This is a genomic window from Paraburkholderia lebeckiae (assembly GCF_050436325.1).
GTDB lineage: Bacteria > Pseudomonadota > Gammaproteobacteria > Burkholderiales > Burkholderiaceae > Paraburkholderia > Paraburkholderia tuberum.
This window is the reverse complement of the sequence record NZ_JBNDLZ010000002.1, coordinates 957501-974383: the sequence shown is the minus strand read 5'-3', so window position 1 is coordinate 974383 and position 16883 is coordinate 957501. Positions and strand designations below refer to the sequence as shown.

The 16883-nt window shown below is 65.7% G+C and carries 15 protein-coding genes, 1 rRNA gene and 1 pseudogene (1 of these 17 only partly in view); 14 read left to right on the top strand and 3 right to left on the bottom strand.

All coding sequences use genetic code 11. The features are described from left to right. Nucleotides 1–178: 178 nt before the first annotated feature. The 3 genes from OKW44_RS07505 to OKW44_RS07495 all read left to right on the top strand — a co-directional run bounded on the left by OKW44_RS07505 (nt 179) and on the right by OKW44_RS07495 (nt 1984). On the top strand, nt 179–853 hold the full coding sequence (locus OKW44_RS07505; protein ID WP_018425031.1) for a hypothetical protein: 675 nt from the start codon (nt 179–181) through the stop codon (nt 851–853). An 86-nt stretch (nt 854–939) separates the two neighbouring features. Next, on the top strand, nt 940–1290 hold the full coding sequence (locus OKW44_RS07500; RefSeq protein ID WP_018425032.1) for a hypothetical protein: 351 nt from the start codon (nt 940–942) through the stop codon (nt 1288–1290). A gap of 427 nt (nt 1291–1717) precedes the next feature. Further along, nucleotides 1718–1984 carry an RNA recognition motif domain-containing protein gene (locus OKW44_RS07495; protein ID WP_018425033.1) on the top strand — a complete coding sequence of 89 codons (267 nt, stop codon included), beginning with the start codon at nt 1718–1720 and terminating at the stop codon, nt 1982–1984. A 111-nt stretch (nt 1985–2095) separates the two neighbouring features. On the opposite strand, the gene nadE is transcribed toward OKW44_RS07495, so the two are convergent. Beyond that, the gene (gene nadE / locus OKW44_RS07490) at nt 2096–2956 is read right to left on the bottom strand and encodes an NAD(+) synthase (RefSeq protein WP_018425034.1); all 861 of its coding nucleotides are present in this window, start codon (nt 2954–2956) and stop codon (nt 2096–2098) included. 448 nt (nt 2957–3404) lie between these two features. Here nadE and OKW44_RS07485 point away from each other — a divergent pair, with 448 nt between their 5' ends. Further along, the gene (locus OKW44_RS07485) at nt 3405–4352 is read left to right on the top strand and encodes a L,D-transpeptidase (protein WP_018425035.1); all 948 of its coding nucleotides are present in this window, start codon (nt 3405–3407) and stop codon (nt 4350–4352) included. A gap of 38 nt (nt 4353–4390) precedes the next feature. Here the strand turns inward: OKW44_RS07485 and OKW44_RS07480 are convergent, their stop codons facing one another. Continuing rightward, nucleotides 4391–5254: a DMT family transporter gene (locus tag OKW44_RS07480; protein ID WP_026226626.1), complete on the bottom strand. Its 864-nt coding sequence runs from the start codon at nt 5252–5254 to the stop codon at nt 4391–4393. Between the two features lie 86 nt (nt 5255–5340). Continuing rightward, nucleotides 5341–6897: an ABC1 kinase family protein gene (locus tag OKW44_RS07475; RefSeq protein WP_026226627.1), complete on the bottom strand. Its 1557-nt coding sequence runs from the start codon at nt 6895–6897 to the stop codon at nt 5341–5343. 304 nt (nt 6898–7201) lie between these two features. Between OKW44_RS07475 and OKW44_RS07470 the strand changes: the two genes are divergently transcribed. From OKW44_RS07470 to OKW44_RS07425, 10 genes and pseudogenes are all read left to right on the top strand, one after another. Further along, the gene (locus tag OKW44_RS07470; protein ID WP_018425038.1) at nt 7202–7957 is read left to right on the top strand and encodes a DeoR/GlpR family DNA-binding transcription regulator; all 756 of its coding nucleotides are present in this window, start codon (nt 7202–7204) and stop codon (nt 7955–7957) included. A 497-nt stretch (nt 7958–8454) separates the two neighbouring features. Further along, nucleotides 8455–9546, top strand: coding sequence for a 2-aminoethylphosphonate ABC transporter substrate-binding protein (phnS, locus tag OKW44_RS07465; protein ID WP_026226628.1), 1092 nt, complete (start codon nt 8455–8457; stop codon nt 9544–9546). A 73-nt stretch (nt 9547–9619) separates the two neighbouring features. Next, nucleotides 9620–10720, top strand: coding sequence for a 2-aminoethylphosphonate ABC transport system ATP-binding subunit PhnT (gene phnT, locus OKW44_RS07460; protein WP_018425040.1), 1101 nt, complete (start codon nt 9620–9622; stop codon nt 10718–10720). Next, nucleotides 10698–11660, top strand: coding sequence for a 2-aminoethylphosphonate ABC transporter permease subunit (locus tag OKW44_RS07455; protein WP_018425041.1), 963 nt, complete (start codon nt 10698–10700; stop codon nt 11658–11660). Before phnT ends, OKW44_RS07455 begins: the two co-directional genes overlap by 23 nt. Further along, nucleotides 11650–12513 carry a 2-aminoethylphosphonate ABC transport system, membrane component PhnV gene (gene phnV / locus OKW44_RS07450; RefSeq protein WP_018425042.1) on the top strand — a complete coding sequence of 288 codons (864 nt, stop codon included), beginning with the start codon at nt 11650–11652 and terminating at the stop codon, nt 12511–12513. The genes OKW44_RS07455 and phnV overlap by 11 nt, the downstream gene beginning before the upstream one ends. 96 nt (nt 12514–12609) lie before the next feature. Further along, nucleotides 12610–13365, top strand: coding sequence for a phosphonate utilization associated transcriptional regulator (locus OKW44_RS07445; RefSeq protein WP_026226629.1), 756 nt, complete (start codon nt 12610–12612; stop codon nt 13363–13365). Between the two features lie 117 nt (nt 13366–13482). After that, nucleotides 13483–14748: a phosphonoacetate hydrolase gene (gene phnA / locus OKW44_RS07440; protein WP_113062030.1), complete on the top strand. Its 1266-nt coding sequence runs from the start codon at nt 13483–13485 to the stop codon at nt 14746–14748. After that, a pseudogene (locus tag OKW44_RS07435) lies at nt 14745–15690 on the top strand (aldehyde dehydrogenase family protein). Before phnA ends, OKW44_RS07435 begins: the two are co-directional and overlap by 4 nt. A gap of 3 nt (nt 15691–15693) precedes the next feature. Beyond that, nucleotides 15694–16254: a phosphonate degradation HD-domain oxygenase gene (locus OKW44_RS07430; RefSeq protein WP_018425045.1), complete on the top strand. Its 561-nt coding sequence runs from the start codon at nt 15694–15696 to the stop codon at nt 16252–16254. Between the two features lie 501 nt (nt 16255–16755). Continuing rightward, nucleotides 16756–16883, top strand: a 16S ribosomal RNA gene (locus OKW44_RS07425) (it continues 1405 nt past the right edge of the window).

Below are 16883 nucleotides of genomic sequence, written 5' to 3'. Positions count from 1 at the left end.
GCGGGGCGCCCCACTCATCGCGACGTCGCGCGGGGTCGGTCTGCGCTGGCTCGCGGCGGCTGCCGCGAGCCAGCAAACGGCGCGCCGTCATGTCCGGCTTTTGTACTCATCCATATTGAATGTGTTTTAATTGCCTTGCGAATTGAACTACCGCGTGCCGCCGCCGGCGCGCCGACGAATGAACGCAGGCATCGCAGACACGCATCGGCGCGGTCTTTCCCGCGACACGACCAGCATCAATGACGCGGCCAACGCGCCGCGGCTCGGACGCAGGCGCGTCCTTCGCCCGCGCGTGCGTATCACGCACCGTGCGCTGCTCGTCACCGTTGGCGCACTGCTGGCGCTGCGCATCGGAGATGCCGCCGCGCAACCGAGCGCCGTGCTCGACGAACGCGTGACCCAGCAGTCGATCGGCCAAACGATTTGCCGCCCCGGTTATGCGGAAACCGTCGCGCCGCCGTTCGACGAGCTGATGGCGCACAAGGATCGCATGCTTGCCGCACGCGGCATCGATGCGGATGACGTCGCCGCGTTCGCGCTCGACCGGCGTGTGCCGGTCATGCTCGGCGGATCGCCCGATGCGCCGGCCAATCTCGATCTATTGCCGTGGTCCGGCCCGCAGGGCGAGCGCCGCAAGGCACGCGCGGCGGCGATGCTCAAGCGCTGCGTCTGCGAAGGCAAGCTGAGTCTCGCGCAGGCGCAAGCGGTGATCGTCGGCAACTGGTCGGCGGTGTATGCGGGCTTTGGCCAGGCGTCCTGCGACGTGAGCCGGCTCGAGTTCGCGACTCGCGACGACGATGGCGTCGACAGCGAAGACAGCCGACGCGGCGACGCGCATGCCCGCGAGCGTTGAGCGCGTCACGTGCTCGCGCGTCCGCACGCTGCGCATTCCTCGCGGAACCGCGGTTCGCTGCCCCTTACTTTTTTCGGAGAAACACGATGACCCATTCCCGTCTCGCCGCCGTCGCGCTGACGATCGGCTGCCTGAGCGGCAGCGCCGCCGCGGTTGCCGTCGCGCCCGCGCATTGCGCGCGCGCCAATGAGCTCGAGATTCGCGGCGACGTGCCCGCGGCGCTCAGCTTCGACGTCTATCGCCAACTGCGCCCGCTGGATGCGCAGCGAATCGCGCTGTTCGAGGCCGCTGGCGAAGTGAAGCGTCTGCCCGACGGCCTGCCGGTATGCCAGATCGCCGACGACGGCGTCGAGGATCCTTCCGCGGTGCTGGTCCGTCTGCCGCAAGGTAAGAATGCGTGGTGGGTAAGCGCGGCGAACGTGCAAGCGGCGGACTGATCGGCGCGATCAGTCCGCCTTTGCCTACGTCCCCCGCACGATGCTTTCGACGATAGGTCTGCGTGCCGGGCCGGAGCTGGCCAGGCATGCAAGGTGCTGAGGCAGCCGATGTTTTCCCAGGATTGGCGCGGCTGATTCAGGTACAGTGCATCGACGGGGATGTTTCGCCATTGCCTACGACACTGCGTCACAGTGTGTTCGCTGTCGAAGCGGGCTATCCTGACAACAGGATGAAATTCGCACAGGAGATTTGAACGATGGCCTTCTACTTGTCATGGCTCGCTATGGGGTTGGCCGGCGCGACCGGCGTGGTCGCACTTCGCGCACTCGGCGCGACTCAGACGAAGCAGCGAGCCGCGCTGCGACCGGTGCCTATCGCAAGCCCTGACCGACGGACGGACCGCCAGGCGCGGCGAGGGTAGGCCGCATGAACCTGACCGTGCGCAATATCGCCGAATCGTGCAGCGAGCAGGACGTGCGGGAATTTCTGAAGCGCGAACTCGGCCATTACGCGAAACACGTCGAGGTGGTGGACGCCGGCAAGCCCGGCGCCTACGCGACGGTCGAGCTCGACGCGAGCGTGCCGTATGTCGGCGACGTGATCGCGCGGCAGATTCACGGCAAGCAACTGGGTGGCCAGCCGCTCGAAGCGAGCGCCGATCTGTTCAGCGACGAACCGCCGCCGGAGCAGTAAGCGCTGCGGGCGGTGCAGTAAGTTGTATTGTTTTCGAAGGCGGTGGAAAGGCGCGACGACGCGCGCATGTCCACCGCCTTTATTCGTTTGAGAGTGCCGTTCGCGGGCGCATCATTGCCCATCCGGCGACGCCGGCCAGTCGAACGGCGTATACGGCAGCGCCCGCTTGTGACGCGTCGCGTTGTAAAACTGCAGGACCACGTCACGCACGGTATCGCTGACCGGCTTGCCTTCGAGAAAATCGTCGATCGCGTCGTATGGGATGCCATATGCGTCTTCGTCGGGACGAAGCGGCCGCAGCATCTCGAGGTCGGCGGTCGGCACTTTGTGCGCCAACGCGTCGGGCGCGCCGAGCGTATTCGCGACCGCACGCACGCGGCGCTTGCTGAGCCCGGCGAGCGGCAGCACGTCGGCGCCGCCGTCGCCGAACTTCGTGAAAAAGCCCATCACCGATTCGGCCGCGTGGTCCGTTCCGATCACGACCCCCGAGCGCGCGCCAGCCACCGCGTATTGCGCGATCATCCGCTGGCGCGCCTTGATATTGCCGTGCACGAAATCCCGCTGGGATTCGTCCTTGAGCGACACGCCGCTTTTATCGAGCGACTCGAGCATTGCATCGGCTGCGGGTTTGATATCGATAGTCAGATTTTCGTCGGCGCGAATGAAGCGTAATGCCTCGAGCGCATCCGCTTCATCGCGTTGTTTGCCGTAAGGCAGACGGACGGCGACGAAACGCGCGTCGTAATGGTTCGCCCGCAAACGCTCGACCGCGAGTTGCGCGAGACGCCCGGCCGTCGTCGAATCGACGCCGCCGCTAATGCCGAGCACATAAGTACTCAGGTGGCTATTGTGCAGATAGTTCGCCAGAAAATCGACCCGGCGCTCGATTTCGCGGCTTGCGTCGAATTCGGCGGCGACGTGCATTTCGGTCGCGATGCGGGCCTGGCGCGCGGCTGGATCGGATTGAGCCATGGTCGTTGTTGTCCTCGCGAGAGAAAGAGCGATTGAAGTGGCTTGAAACAGATTGCAAGCAGGTTGAAAAACGGCGTGAGTATCGGCACGTGCTGCCGTCTTCGGTCTACTTTCGTCGAAAGAAATCGTATATTGCCTTTTGGGGTTTGAGTTTCCAACGACCGATTTAATTGCGTATTAATTCCCTTTTCGCTGGCATGTAGATTGTCGAAAAATAGCCGATCATTTTTGAAGAGTTCGCAGGTTAGAAGGTATTTTCATCGACACGCCTCGATTCGCTGATAACATCGATCATTCCGAACGCCGCAGGGACCCGGCGTGCAGTCAATAATAATCATGTTTGCTCCAAGACGCGATGAGATACCCAGATCGGCCTGGCCAGCCTGGATTGAACCGCCTGAGGTTTTGCGCATGGGTTTGCGCAGCCGTCGTCTCGAGTGCCGGTGCGATGGCGGGGCGGGTTCATGCGGCGGCGCCCGGTAGCGCTCAGTCGCCTACATTCGCGACATCGGCGGCGCATACGGTGAATCTGGCCAATCCGGCCAACGCGTGGAATGGCGCGAGCCGGCCGTTGCCCACGATCGACGCCGCCACCGTCGCCGCGCCCGACGCGGCTGGCGTCGTCGATCCGCGCCGCGCATTCCTGCTGCGCGACGTATTCGTGCAGGACGTGACGCGCCGGCTCAGACTGCCCGTCGCGGAGCAGCGCGCGTACGCCGACCGTCTGGAGACGGCGCTCAATGAGAACGAGCTTGGCAATCTGTCGGGCGAGTACGTGGTGCTCGTCGATCGCAATGCGAACGTGCAGGCGCTCCTGATTTACTTCCGCCCGGCGCCCGCCGACAACTGGCAGATGATCGGCGCATCGCCGGTATCCACGGGACGGCCCGGCGAGTACGACCACTTCATCACGCCGCTCGGCGTGTTCGAACATACGCCCGACAACATGGATTTCCGCTCCGAGGGCACGCAGAACGAAAACCATATTCGCGGCTACGGACGGCGCGATATGCGCATCTTCGATTTCGGCTGGGCGCAGGGTGAACGCGGGTGGGGCAAGGGCGGCATGTCGCAGATGCGCTTCCAGATGCACGCGACCGACCCCGAGCGGCTCGAACCGGTGCTCGGCATTCGTCATTCGAAGGGCTGCGTGCGGATTCCCGCATCGCTGAACACGTTTCTCGATCACTACGGGATTCTCGACGCAGAATATGAGCAGGTCGTCGATTCCGGCCAATCGCTGTGGGTGCTGAAAAGCGACCGGCAGATCATGCCGTGGGCGGGGCGTTTTATCGTCGTGGTCGATTCGCGGCGCAAGAGTCGGCCGGCGTGGTCGCCAGCACCGGGCGCGGTTGCGCGAGCGAAAATGCCCGCGCGAGCGGATACGGCCGACTGACGGGCGCTTTGTAGCAATACTGGCGCGCGCGGCGCCCCTCACGACCTCGCCAACAACACGCCAGCCAGCGCGACCGCAAACCCGGCGATCTGCACTGGCAGCAGCGTTTCGCCGAACCCCAGATACCCTTCGAGCGCGGCGAGCGGCGGCGCAAGAAACAGCAGAGCAGTCGCGCGCGCCGCATCGCCGCGCCGGACCATCCAGACGAGCAACGTGACGCTGATGCCGGACAGCATTACGATGCCCCACGCGAGTGACGCCCACAGCGTCGGCGACGCGATCCAGCGATGCTCACCGAGCGCGAGCACCCCCGCGACTATCGCCGCGCCGACGTTCTGCACGGCGCTCGCGCTGCGAATATCGGCCTTTGCAAGCGAGGTCTTCTGGAACAGCGTGCCCGCCGTGATCGCCCCCACCGCGACGATCGATATCAGTACGACCAGCCACGCGGGTGCGTTGCCGTGCGTGGGCGGCGTCGCGGCAGCGAGCTTCGGCGCGAGCACCAGCACGACGCCGGCGAGGCCGAGCGCCATGCCGCTCCAGCCGCGCCGCGACAAGCGCTCGCCGAACAGCGGCGCGGCGACGGCGGCCGTCGCGAGCGGCTGCAGCGCGCCGAGCAAGGCCATCACGCCCGCGCTCAGACCTTGCGCGACGGCCCAGTAGCCGGCGCCGAGATAGACGCCCTGCAGCAGTGCGCCCGCGGCCAGGTGTTTGCCGAAGTTGCGTCCGGTCGGCCAGGCCGAGCGCGCGACCAGCGCGGCCAGCGCGAAGACCAGCGCGGTGCCGCCGAAGCGGGCGAGCAGAAACAGATTGGGATCGGCGTAAGGCGTGATCGCGCGGGCGACCACGAAACCGGTCGACCACAGCACGACGAAGACGGCGGCAAGAAAGGCAGCGAGCATCGAGGCGGGAGGCGTGAAAAAGCCGCCATGTTGGCGGCATGGGCGGCGCGCGTCTTGTTCAAAGCTGCAATGCGCGCGCGGGCCCGTCACCACGCGAGCAGCGTCATTCCCGCTCCGAGAACGCCGCCACCGACGACGCACGCCCACAGCAGCCAGCGCGTGCGCCGGTATTCGCGCGCGAGATCCGCGAGCAGTTGCGCGTTCTGCTGCGGGGTGCCGGTGCGATCGTGCTGCTGCAGATAGCGCACCGCCAGTTGCGGCACGCGCGGCAGCATATGCGCGAGATGCGGCAGCTCGTGTGACAGTCGCTTGAGCCAGCCGCGGTGATCGAGATCGCGTCGCGCGATATCGGCGAGCACCCCGCGCGCGATGTTCCATGTATCGATGCCCGGATGCAGCGCCCGCGCGAGCATCTCCGCCTGCTGGAACGAGCGCTGCGCGATCGCGAGCCGGCCCGGCACGTGGCCGTCGAACGGTTGCACGCCGTGCAGCAGATGATGAAACAGCGAACCCGCCGAGCGATCCTCGGGCGCCGCCGCGAAGTGCGCTTCGGCGCGCGTGCGCAACTCGGCTTCGAGCAGCTCGGCGCGCGTGTCGTCCGGCACGTGGCCGGCCTCGCGATGCATGTCGGCGAGCCGCCCGTAGTCCTGGTCGAACAACGCGGTCGCGCCGTGCACGAAAAATTCGCGCTCGCCGCTCGACAGCGTCGCCATGATCGAGAACTCCGCGAGCACGAGGCGCCCGAGCGTGTCCGGCTCGATGCTGGCGCGCACGCGGCGCGCATCGAGCGTCGCGTGGAAGAAGCCATGCTCGAATGCCTGCTCGGTGACGACCTCGACGATATGCGCGGCGAGCGGCGCCAGCTTGATGCCGTGCGCGTGCAGACCGGGCAGGTCGCTCGCGGGCAGCGTGTTGATGCGCTGCATCGTCAGCGTGTGCTCGGTGCACAGTTCCCAGATCACGTCCGGCACGACGATGCGCTTGTCGCCGTCGAAATGGTGGCCGGTCTGACTCAGGTTCGCGGCTTCGGCGCGCAGGTCGAAGCGGCGCAGGACGTCGTCGGTGAAGGTTTGCGCGAGCGCGCGCAACTGCAGCCGGCGCGCGACGCGCGACAGCTTTTCGAGCCAGCGCGCGACCCAGCGCAACAAAGCGAGTTCATCGCCGATCTGTTGCAATTGCTGCGCACGCACGAGCTTGACGGCGACTTCGTGATGACCTTTGACCGGCATCGCGAGCCGCGCGAAATGGGTCTGCTCGGCGAAGCCGCTGCGTACCGGCACGAGGTCGACCGCGCTGAACAGCTCGCCGAGCGGCCGGCCGAACGCGCGAGTCAAAGCCAGCGCGGAGTCGTCCGGCGACAGCGGCACTTCCATGTGATCGATGGCGTCCAGCGCGTCATGCAGCGTGCCGCTCGCGAGCTCGGGGCGCCTGGCGAGCGTCTGCGCGAAGCGGCTCGCGAGCGGACCGAGCGCCGGCAGCAGACCATGCAACTGCGCGCCGCTGCGCTCCGACGCATGCACGCGGCCGATCAGTTCGATCATCCAGTGCAGCTTGTGGTCGGGCGGGGCGGCGAGCCAGATCAGGCGCGCGCCGTAACGCAGCGCATGGAACAGCAGCAGTAGACGGCGAAACAGTGGCGGCATCGGCGGTTCGGTTGACGGGCGAGGCGTTGTGCGCGGGACTCGGCCGGGCGGCGGCGTTGCGTTCGCCGCATGGCCGGCGAGTCCAGCCGTCAAGGTTAGCAGGTCGGCGCGATGGCTGGCGTGTTCGCGCAAGGGCGGCTCGATGCAAGCCGAGCGCGCCATGAACGCGCCCTCCACGCCACCTGAGCGCCACCTGAGCGCCACCTGCACGCCAGCACTAACAACGCGCAATACGCGTAATACAATACGGCGGCCTGCCTCAACCACGGCGAAACCCAAGCGTGCCGGCTTTCGGCCTTCTCAGATGCTCGCAGAACAACGTCATCAATACATCCTCGCGCAAGTCGCAAAGAACGGCGCGCTGTCGGTCGCCGAACTGGTGCGCGAACTGAACGTATCGCGCGAAACGATCCGTCGCGACCTCAACGCGCTGGCCGGCCGCGGCCTGCTTGTGACGACACACGGCGGCGCGTTGTCGAGCGATCGGCGCGAGCCCGATCTCGATACGCGCGAAGCCGAGAACGCCGGCGCGAAGCGTGCGATCGGCGAGCGCGCGGCCGAGTTCGTGCCGGACGGCGCGTCGCTGATCATCGATTCGGGCAGCACCACGCAGTCGGTCGCGCGCGCGCTGCTCGACCGGCATCGGCTGACGGTCTACACCAACGACTGGCGCATCGCGCTGCTGCTCGGCCGACGCAACGACAATCGCGTGACGCTGCTCGGCGGCGAGCTGTCCGATATCGAAGACGCGACCTTCGGCCTCGACACGGTTCAGCAGCTCACGCAGTACCATGCCGATTTCGCGTTCATTGGCGCGGGCGGAATTTCGCCGGACGGCTATCTCACCGACTACAGCCGCATGGCGGCCGAAGTACGCAGCCGCATGATCGCCGCGGCTGACATGGTGGTCGTCGTCGCCGATCACTCGAAATTCGGACGCGTGACGCCGGTGCGCATCAACGGGATCGAGTCGGCGCGGTATCTGGTCACCGAACTGGCGCCCGAGCACGCGCTTGGCAAGGCGATCACCGCGCATGGTCCGGAGATTCTGATCGCCTGAGACGGCCTGGCGGGGCGGTTCCCGCCGCGTTCGTACCCAGCTCGCGCTGAGCGACATTCCGCGCCCGCCAAAATCTAAAGAAAAAAGCCACCCGCCCCCTCCGCAATTTCCCGACGCACCGTGCATACATCGTCATTTTCGCCATGTACGATCCACACGGGATCGGCGCGCGGGGTCCGCTTCTGGGTGGCGCGACGAATTCCATCGGTTGGCGCGAGTTGGCAATTTGTGTCTTTTTTTGGAATTCGGCGCAATCGTCATGGCCTTGTCATCGAAACCTGTAATTCTTGCCGTGCCCGCTCAGCGCGGCAGACAGCGCGGGTGTGGTAGGGGCTGTCAGTCAGACTGGGCGAGAAGCGGCAAAGTTGTCTGCAATCTGCAATCCACGACACACCGGCGCGGCAACCGCAGCGGGCAACACGCAAGCGTGCCGCCGTTCAATCACTACAGGTATGGGTTATCCCGACCGTCTGGTTTTTAGCTTCGGAGAGAGCGACATGAAAAAGACGAATTCCCTTCACGCTGCGGCCGGCCTCGCGCGCAAACTGCTGCCGGCGCTGGTCGCCGCGGCCGCGTTCGGCGGTGCCGCGATGCAGGCTCATGCGGCCGACGCCGTCGTGCTGTACACGGCCGACGGCCTCGAAAATCTGTACAAGGATGTGCTGCCGGCCTTCGAAAAGAAGGAGGGCGTGAAGGTCAATATCGTCACGGCGGGTAGCGGCGAAGTCGTGAACCGCGCGACCATCGAGAAGGATCAGCCGAAGGCCGACGTGCTCGTCACACTGCCGCCGTTCATTCAGCAGGCCGACCAGAGCGGCCTGCTGCAGGCGTACCAGAGCGCCAACTACAAGAACGTGCCGGCCATCGCGAAGGCGTCGAACGGCGCGTGGGCGACCTTCGTGAACAACTACTTCTCGTTCGCGATCAACCCCGAAGTTACGAAAACCCAGCCGAAGACGTTCGCGGACCTGCTGCACCCGGACTTCACCGGCAAGGTCGCATATTCGAATCCGGCGACCGCCGGCGACGGCATGGCGGTGATCATCCTGACCTCGTCGCTGATGGGCGAAGACCAGGCATTCGACTATCTGAAGAAGCTCGAGCAGAGCGCCAAGTTCCACACCAAGGGCACGGGCTATCTCGACGTACTGCTGTCGCGTAACGAGATCGCGGTCGCCAATGGCGATCTGCAGATGGATCTCGACGACGCGGCCAACGGCGGCCTGTCGCTGAAACCGGTGTTCCTCGCCGCCGCGCCCGGCGGTCAGCCGACCACGTTCCAGCTGCCGTACGCGATCGCGCTGATCAAGAACGGTCCGAACCAGGCCGAGGGCAAGAAGCTGATCGACTATCTGATGTCGACGCAAGTGCAGTCGAAGGTGCCGGACATCTTCGGCATTCCGGCTCGCAGCGACGTGCCGCTCGCCGGCAAGAACGGCGAAGCGGTCAAGCAGGCGATCAGCGGCGTCAAGCTGATTCCGGTCGACTGGAACCACGTGATGGCGAAGAAGGCCGACTGGACCGCGCGCTGGAAGAGCGACGTGATCGGTTCGTCGGGCAAAGAGATCGAAGTGGTCAAGCCGAAGTAAGTCGATTCAGTCGGCGCTTCGCACGTAATGCGCGGCGCCGCATCAGCATTAATCCTGTTGGAGGACGACTCCGGTGAATACGGCCAGTCTCGCTCACCCCACTGCGCCTGGCGCTCCGCTGGATGCGCTCGACGCCGCGCGTTCGGACGCGCCCGGCGGCGTGCAGATCGATCACCTGACGGTGCGCTTCGGCGCGCGCACGGTGCTCGACGATCTGTCGTTGACCATCCGGCGCGGCGAGTTGCTCACCGTGCTCGGGCGCAGCGGCTGCGGCAAGACGACCTTGCTGCGCTTCATCGCGGGCTTCATCGAGGCCGACGGTCTGGCCGGCACGCTGACGGTGGCCGGCCGCGATCTGACGCACATGCCCCCGCACAAGCGCAACCTCGGACTGCTATTCCAGAGCTACGCGCTGTTTCCGCATCTGACGGTATTCGAGAACGTCGCGTTCGGGTTGCGCGCGCGGCGTATTCCGGCGCGCGACGTCGCGCGCCGCGTCGCCGAGGTGCTGAAGCTCGTGCAGCTCGGCGATGCCGGTCACGTGATGCCCGCGCAACTGTCGGGCGGCATGCAGCAGCGCGTGGCGCTCGCCCGCGCGCTCGTGATCGAGCCCGACGTGCTGCTGCTCGACGAACCGCTGTCCGCGCTCGATGCCAATCTGCGCGCGTCGGTGCGCTCCGAACTGAAGGCGCTGCATGAACGTCTGCCGAATCTGACGATCGTCTGCGTGACGCACGATCAGGACGACGCGCTCGTGCTGTCCGACCGCACGCTGCTGATGCGCGATGGCCATATCGCGCAGCTCGGCACGCCGCAGCAGCTGTACGACTCGCCGGCCGACGGCTTCGTCGCGCGCTACCTCGGCGCGGCCAATCTGCTGCCGCCGCAGGTCGCGTTCGGCATGGACGACGCGCGCTACAACGAGCGCGAACGTGTCGCGTGTCTGCGTCCGGAGGCGCTGCGCATCGTGCCGCTCGGAGAGGGGCAGTTGCACGGCGCGATCGCGTCGGTCGAGTGGTACGGCGCGGCCTTGTCGGTATCGGTCGTGCTCGATGCGCTGCCGAACGACCCCGTGCTCGTCACGATGCAGCGTGGTCTCGGCATGACGCCGGAGAAGGGCGCGCGTGTTTCCCTGCGTTACGAGGCTGGCGATGTCGTCCTTATCAAGCCCTGATACGTCCAACCCGCTCGACCTTGCCACCCAAGCCGAGGTCGAAGCCGCCGCCGCGCGCCGTCTCGCGAGCGCGGCGGCGCACGCGGCCGCCGTCAAGCGGCGCGAGCGCCTCGCGCAATGGCATCTGCTGTTCATTGCAGTCGTGGTGCTCGGACCGCTCGTCATCTATCCGCTGGTGCGGCTCGTGATGCTGAGTCTGACCGGCGCGCATGGCCTGTCTGGCCACGCGTACGTAATGTTCTTCGGTAACCCCGAAACGCGCGGCGTGATCGGCACCACGCTCGGCATCCTGTTCGCGAGTGCGAGCCTGGCGTCGCTGCTCGGCGTGGCGCTCGCGTCGCTGCTGTTCTTCAAGCCGTTTCCGGGCGCGCGCCTGGTCACGCGCTTTCTCGAACTGTTCGTCGCGTTCCCGTCGTTTCTGGTCGCGTTCACGCTGATCTTTCTGTACGGCTCGCAAGGCTCGGTCAGTATCGGGCTGCAGCGGCTGTTCAATCTGCAGGCGCCGCCGCTCGATTTTCTGTTCGGCATCGGCGGCGTGATTCTCGCGGAAGTCGTGTTCTATGCGCCGTTCGTCGTACGTCCGACGTTGGCATCGTTCGCGCTGCTCGACCAGCGACTGATCGAAGCCGCGCGCAGCCTCGGCGCGAACGGCCTGATCGTCGCGTTCAAGGTGATCCTGCCGCTCGCGTGGCCGGGCATCGCGGCCGGCACGATCCTGTGTTTTCTGCTGACGCTCAACGAGTTCGGCATTCTGCTGGTGCTCGGCAGCGCCCATCTGATCACGCTGCCGGTCGCGATCTACAGCGCCGCCACCGTCGATCTCGATCTGCCGACCGCGGCCGCCGGCGCGGTCGTGATGCTGCTGATGTCGTTGTCGTTGTACGCGTTGTACCGGCGCGTCAATCGTCGCAAGGTGAAAGGAGCCGGTCATGGCCGTTGAACTCGATCCGACCGTGCTGCCGGTCATGCACAAGAAGGGCCGGCCGGTGCGGCACAGTCTCGCGGTGCGACTGCTCGGCGGTCTGTTTCTCGGCTTTGCCGCGCTGCTGTGCTTCTGGCTGTTCGTGCTGCCGGTGTTGGTCGTCGCGCTATCGAGCGTCGCGTCGCACTGGTCCGGCACGATCCTGCCCGACGGCTTCAGCATGCGCTGGTTCGAGCGCCTCGGTTCGAGCGACTTCGACGCGCTGACCACCAGCCTCGAAGTCGGCATGGGCGTCGCGGTGCTCGGCACGATCCTCGGTTTGTGGCTCGCGCTCGCGCTCGAAGGACGCGACCGGCGCGGCCTCGGCGCCGTCGTCGACACGATCGCGATGATGCCCAACGGCGTGCCGAGCGTCGTGCTCGGCCTCGCGGTGCTGATCGCGTATCACAAACGGCCGCTCGATCTGTCGAGCTCGGCGGCGATCGTGGTGTTCGTGCAGCTCGCGCTGGTACTGCCGTTCTGCTACCGCTGCGCGGCCGCCGCGCTGCGCCCGGAGCTGACCGTGTTGCGCGAAGCGGCCGCGAGCCTCGGAGCGCCGCCGTCGATGGTGCTGCGTCGCGTCGTGTTGCCGCAACTGGTGCCGGCGATACGCGCGAGTCTCGCGCTCGGCTTTGCGCTGTCGCTCGGCGAACTCGGCGCGACGCTGACCGTATATCCGCCAGGCTTCGCGACGGTGCCGATCGTCGTCGTCGGGCAGGTGGAACGCGGCTATTACCTGCCGGCTTCCGCGCTGTCGCTGATTCTGCTGCTGGTCTCGCTGGTCGCTCTGCTGCTGATCGCGGCGCGCGCTCCGCGGCGCCGGATCGACTGAGCCGACTGAGCCGACTGATCGGCGAACGATTTGGTTGATCCGAAGCACGCGCGCGAACCGGTGAGCATCGATGTAGATGTGGCAAAAGTTGCCAAAATGACCGAATATATGCACTCTGCTTCCGTCGATCCGATCGAGGTCGTGCGCCGCCACTCGCTGACGACGCTGGTGCGCGACGAGATCGAGCGGCATATCGTCGGCGGCATGCTGGCGCCGGGCGACAAGCTCAACGAAGCCGACTGGGCGGCGCGATTGCTGGTGTCGCGCGGGCCGGTGCGGGAGGCGTTTCGCGCGCTAGAGCAGGCGGGTCTGGTGCGCACCGAGAAGAATCGCGGCGTGTTCGTGCGGACGGTGTCGCTCGCGGAGGCGGACGAGATTTACGCGGTGCGCGCGGTGCTCGAAGAGGGGGCGTGCCGGATGCTCGCGTCGAGCATCGATGCGGGCAAGCTCGCGGTGCTGCGCGACTGGGTCGACGCGATGCGCGCGGCGCTCGCGTCGCACGATCACGATGCGTATGCGCGCGCGAACCTCGCGTTTCACGATGGGCTGGTCGCGGCGGCGGGCAACACGAAGTTGTACGACACGTATCGCAGGCTCGTCAGCGAGTTGAGCCTGTTTCGGCGAGCGGCGCTAAACGTGCAGGCCGACGCGATGGCGCTCTCGCTCGCCGAGCATCGCGCGATTCTGACAGCGCTTGCGTCGCGCGATGCGGAGCAGGCCGCGCAGTTGATGCGCGCGCATGTGCAGGGCGGGTTGCAGCGCGCGCATGCGGCCTGCGAGGCGGCGGGCGATGCGGCGCACGAGCAGCGCCTCCCGGCGGGCACGCGAGCGGCCGGCTCGCGCGGGCGATGACGGCGCGGCGATGAAGCCGAGGCAAGCGCACCGGCAAACGCCGCGGCAGCTTCGCCCACGAACAGACAGCCCGGCGATGAAGCCTTCAATGACAACCCGGCAATGGAAAACCACGCGATGACACACCCCGAGCAACGCACGATCGAAGTCAACGGCCGGAGCTACCGGCTGCCTTCGCAACCGACGGTCGTCGTCTGTGTCGACGGCGGCGAGTTTGCGTATCTGGAAGCGGCGGTCGCGGCCGGCGTCGCGCCGTTCATCGGTTCGATGCTCGAGGGCGGCGCGGTGTTTCGCGGCGACTGCGTGATCCCGTCGTTCACGAACCCGAACAACCTGTCGATCGTGACCGGCGTATTGCCGTCTGTGCATGGCATCTGCGGCAACTACTTCTGGGACACCCACGCGAACGACGGCGCGGGCGCGGCGGTGATGATGAACGATCCCGCCTACCTACGCGCGCCCACGCTGCTCGCGGCCGCCGCCCACGCGGGCGCCGCGGTCGCCGTCGTCACCGCGAAGGACAAACTGCGCGGGCTGCTCGGCTCGCAGTTGAAGGGCATCTGCTTTTCGGCGGAGAAAGCCGACAAGGTGACGCGCGAGGAAAACGGCATCGACGACGTGCTCGATCTGGTTGGCCTGCCATTGCCCGACGTGTATAGCGCGGGGTTGTCGGAATTCGTGTTCGCGGCCGGCGTGCGGCTCGCGCGGACACGCAAGCTCGACCTCATGTATCTGTCGACGACCGACTATATCCAGCACAAATGGGCGCCCGGCACCGAAGGCGCGAACGCGTTCTACGCGATGATGGACGGCTATCTCGCGAAGCTCGACGCGCTCGGCTGGGTGATCGGCCTCACCGCCGATCACGGTATGAACGCGAAGCACGATCCGCAAACCGGCGAGCCGAACGTGATCTATCTGCAGGACTTGCTCGACGACTGGCTCGACGCCTCGACGGCGCGCGTGATTCTGCCGATCACCGATCCGTACGTCGTGCATCATGGCGCGCTGGGTTCGTTCGCGACGGTCTATTTGCCGCGCGAGGTCGATGCTGCGTCCGTGATTGCGCGGATCGGCCGCCTGCCGGGAATCGAAGTCGTGCTCGATCGACGCGCCGCGTGCGCGCGCTTCGGGCTGCCTGAGGATCGCATCGGCGATCTGGTCGTGATCGGCACGAAGCATGTGGTGCTCGGCACGCGGCGCGACGAGCACGACCTGTCCGGGCTCACCGTGCCGTTGCGCTCGCACGGCGGGATTTCCGAGCAGGAAGTGCCACTGCTGTTCAACCGGCGCGTTCAGCCATCAGCCACCGGCAGCGAAGGCAAACGGCTGCGCAATTTCGATATCTTCGACGTCGCGCTCAATCGCGTGTCGACATCATGAACACGGCGCCGCGGGACCATCCTGAGTTCCGCGCCGAAGCGCTGCGGCTGAGCGGCGAGCGCGCGACGCGCGCCCGGACGCTCGACGTGTTCGATCCTTATACCGGCATGCGCGTCGGCACGGCGCCCCTCGCCAGCATCGACGATCTGCGCGCCGCGTTCGACTACGCGCTCGCGTATCGCGCCGACGCTGTCGCGCTACGAGCGTTCGCGGATTCTCGAGCGCGCGGCGGTGCTGCTGCGCGAGCGGATCGAACAGGCGTCGGATCTGATTTCGCTCGAGTCGGGTCTGTCGAAACAGGACTCTCGCTACGAGATTGGCCGCGTCGCCGACTTGTTCCGCTTTGCCTCGTTCGAGGCGTTGCGCGACGACGGTCAGAGTTTCTTGTGCGATCTGACGCCGCATAGCAAAAGGCGTCGCGTGTTCTCGCAGCGCGAGCCACTCGCGGGCGTGATCGTCGCGATCACGCCGTTCAATCATCCGATGAACCAGGTCGCGCCGGTCATCGCGACGAATAATCGCGTGGTGCTGAAGCCGTCGGAGAAGGTGCCGCTGTCGGCGCTTTGTCTGGCCGATCTGCTGTATGAAGCGGGGCTGCCCGCGCCGATGCTGCAGGTGCTGACCGGCGATCCACGTGAGATCGCCGACGAGCTGGGTGTCGCCGGTCATCGCGTTCGACACGCTCGACGATGCGATTCGCATCAGCAACGCACGCCGTTAGGGCTGTCGTCGTGCGTGTGTACGAACCGGCAGGACGCGATCACGCGGTTCATTAATGAGCTGCGCGTGGGCACCGTCGACGTGTGGGAAGTGCCGGGCTACCGGATCGAGATGACGCCGTTCGGCGGCATCAAGGATTCGGGGCTAGGCTACAAGGAAGGCGTTCAGGAAGCGATGAAGAGCTTTACCAATCTGAAGACGTTTTCATTACCTTGGGAGTAACAGGTGGCATTGAGTCTCGACGATATCCGTGTGCTCTTCGAGCGACACGGCAGCCTCGCGTATAGCGGCGAGCCGGTGACGCAGCTCGAACACGCGTTGCAGAGCGGCGCGCTCGCCGAGGCGGAAGGCGCGAGCGACGAACTGGTCGCCGCGGCGTTCTTGCACGACCTCGGCCATCTGCTGAACCTTCAAGGGGAGACGCCGACGGAACGGGGTGTCGACGATCTGCATCAGTATTTCGCCTTGCCGTTTTTGCGGCCGGTGTTGTCGGATGCGGTGCTGGAGCCGATTCGTCTGCACGTCGACGCGAAGCGCTGCCTGTGCGCGATCGACGCCACCTATTTTGGCCAGTTGTCCGCCGACTCGGTGCGCAGCTTGCAATTGCAGGGCGGGATCTTCAGCAGGGAAGAGGCGCAGGCATTTATGCAGAAGCCGTACGCCGAAGACGCGATGCGTTTGCGCCGATGGGACGATCGCGCGAAAGAGAACGATCGCGCGACGCCGGGGATCGACCATTATTTGGCCGTGGTCGAACGGGCGATGCGCGCGCATGCGACTGCATGAGTCGAGGTGATTTGGGTCGCGGTAGGTTGCGCGCCGCGCGGTCAAAATATCGCTTGCAAGTCCCGATGTCGGCGACTAGAATTCCGCTCTTTCGTGCTCCGGACGCCGGGGTGCGGAGAAGCGGGAAGCCTTTGATGGCGAGGGTTTCAGCGGGGTGGGCAGGTTAAGCGGGTGATAAAACCTGTTGACGATCCGGCGGAAGTTCTCCATAATCCCGTTTCTCTGCTGCAGACGCAGCGACGCAAACGAAGCAGTGCCGGGCAGGAGTGGTTCAGGCGCGGCGGGTTTGGCGGACCGATCTTTAAAAACTAACAGCCGATAAGTGTGGGCGCTTGATGCGGAATGCGGCGGCGGATTCTCCGGAGTCTGCTGCCAGGCAGAAGTATCAGCAGCCTCACACAGTATTAGAGGAAGGTTTGTCTGTCGGAAGACGGACTGATCATCGTCAGTACGTTGAGTGAGCGACCGGGTTCGAGAGAGCCCGAAAACAGTAACAGGTTTGAACTGAAGAGTTTGATCCTGGCTCAGATTGAACGCTGGCGGCATGCCTTACACATGCAAGTCGAACGGCAGCACGGACTCCGGTCTGGTGGCGAGTGGCGAACGGGTGAGTAATACATCGGAACGTG

What these genes read in the sequence shown, in the direction of transcription:
- OKW44_RS07475 (WP_026226627.1), bottom strand. Translation starts at nt 6,897, where the DNA reads ATGCCGCCACTGTTTCGCCGTCTACTGCTGCTGTTCCATGCGCTGCGT.
- OKW44_RS07470 (WP_018425038.1), top strand. Translation starts at nt 7,202, where the DNA reads ATGCTCGCAGAACAACGTCATCAATACATCCTCGCGCAAGTCGCAAAG.
- OKW44_RS07500 (WP_018425032.1), top strand. Translation starts at nt 940, where the DNA reads ATGACCCATTCCCGTCTCGCCGCCGTCGCGCTGACGATCGGCTGCCTG.
- OKW44_RS07455 (WP_018425041.1), top strand. Translation starts at nt 10,698, where the DNA reads ATGTCGTCCTTATCAAGCCCTGATACGTCCAACCCGCTCGACCTTGCC.
- phnV (WP_018425042.1), top strand. Translation starts at nt 11,650, where the DNA reads ATGGCCGTTGAACTCGATCCGACCGTGCTGCCGGTCATGCACAAGAAG.
- phnA (WP_113062030.1), top strand. Translation starts at nt 13,483, where the DNA reads ATGACACACCCCGAGCAACGCACGATCGAAGTCAACGGCCGGAGCTAC.
- phnS (WP_026226628.1), top strand. Translation starts at nt 8,455, where the DNA reads ATGAAAAAGACGAATTCCCTTCACGCTGCGGCCGGCCTCGCGCGCAAA.
- OKW44_RS07480 (WP_026226626.1), bottom strand. Translation starts at nt 5,254, where the DNA reads ATGCTCGCTGCCTTTCTTGCCGCCGTCTTCGTCGTGCTGTGGTCGACC.
- OKW44_RS07495 (WP_018425033.1), top strand. Translation starts at nt 1,718, where the DNA reads ATGAACCTGACCGTGCGCAATATCGCCGAATCGTGCAGCGAGCAGGAC.
- OKW44_RS07445 (WP_026226629.1), top strand. Translation starts at nt 12,610, where the DNA reads ATGACCGAATATATGCACTCTGCTTCCGTCGATCCGATCGAGGTCGTG.
- OKW44_RS07505 (WP_018425031.1), top strand. Translation starts at nt 179, where the DNA reads ATGAACGCAGGCATCGCAGACACGCATCGGCGCGGTCTTTCCCGCGAC.
- nadE (WP_018425034.1), bottom strand. Translation starts at nt 2,956, where the DNA reads ATGGCTCAATCCGATCCAGCCGCGCGCCAGGCCCGCATCGCGACCGAA.
- OKW44_RS07485 (WP_018425035.1), top strand. Translation starts at nt 3,405, where the DNA reads ATGGCGGGGCGGGTTCATGCGGCGGCGCCCGGTAGCGCTCAGTCGCCT.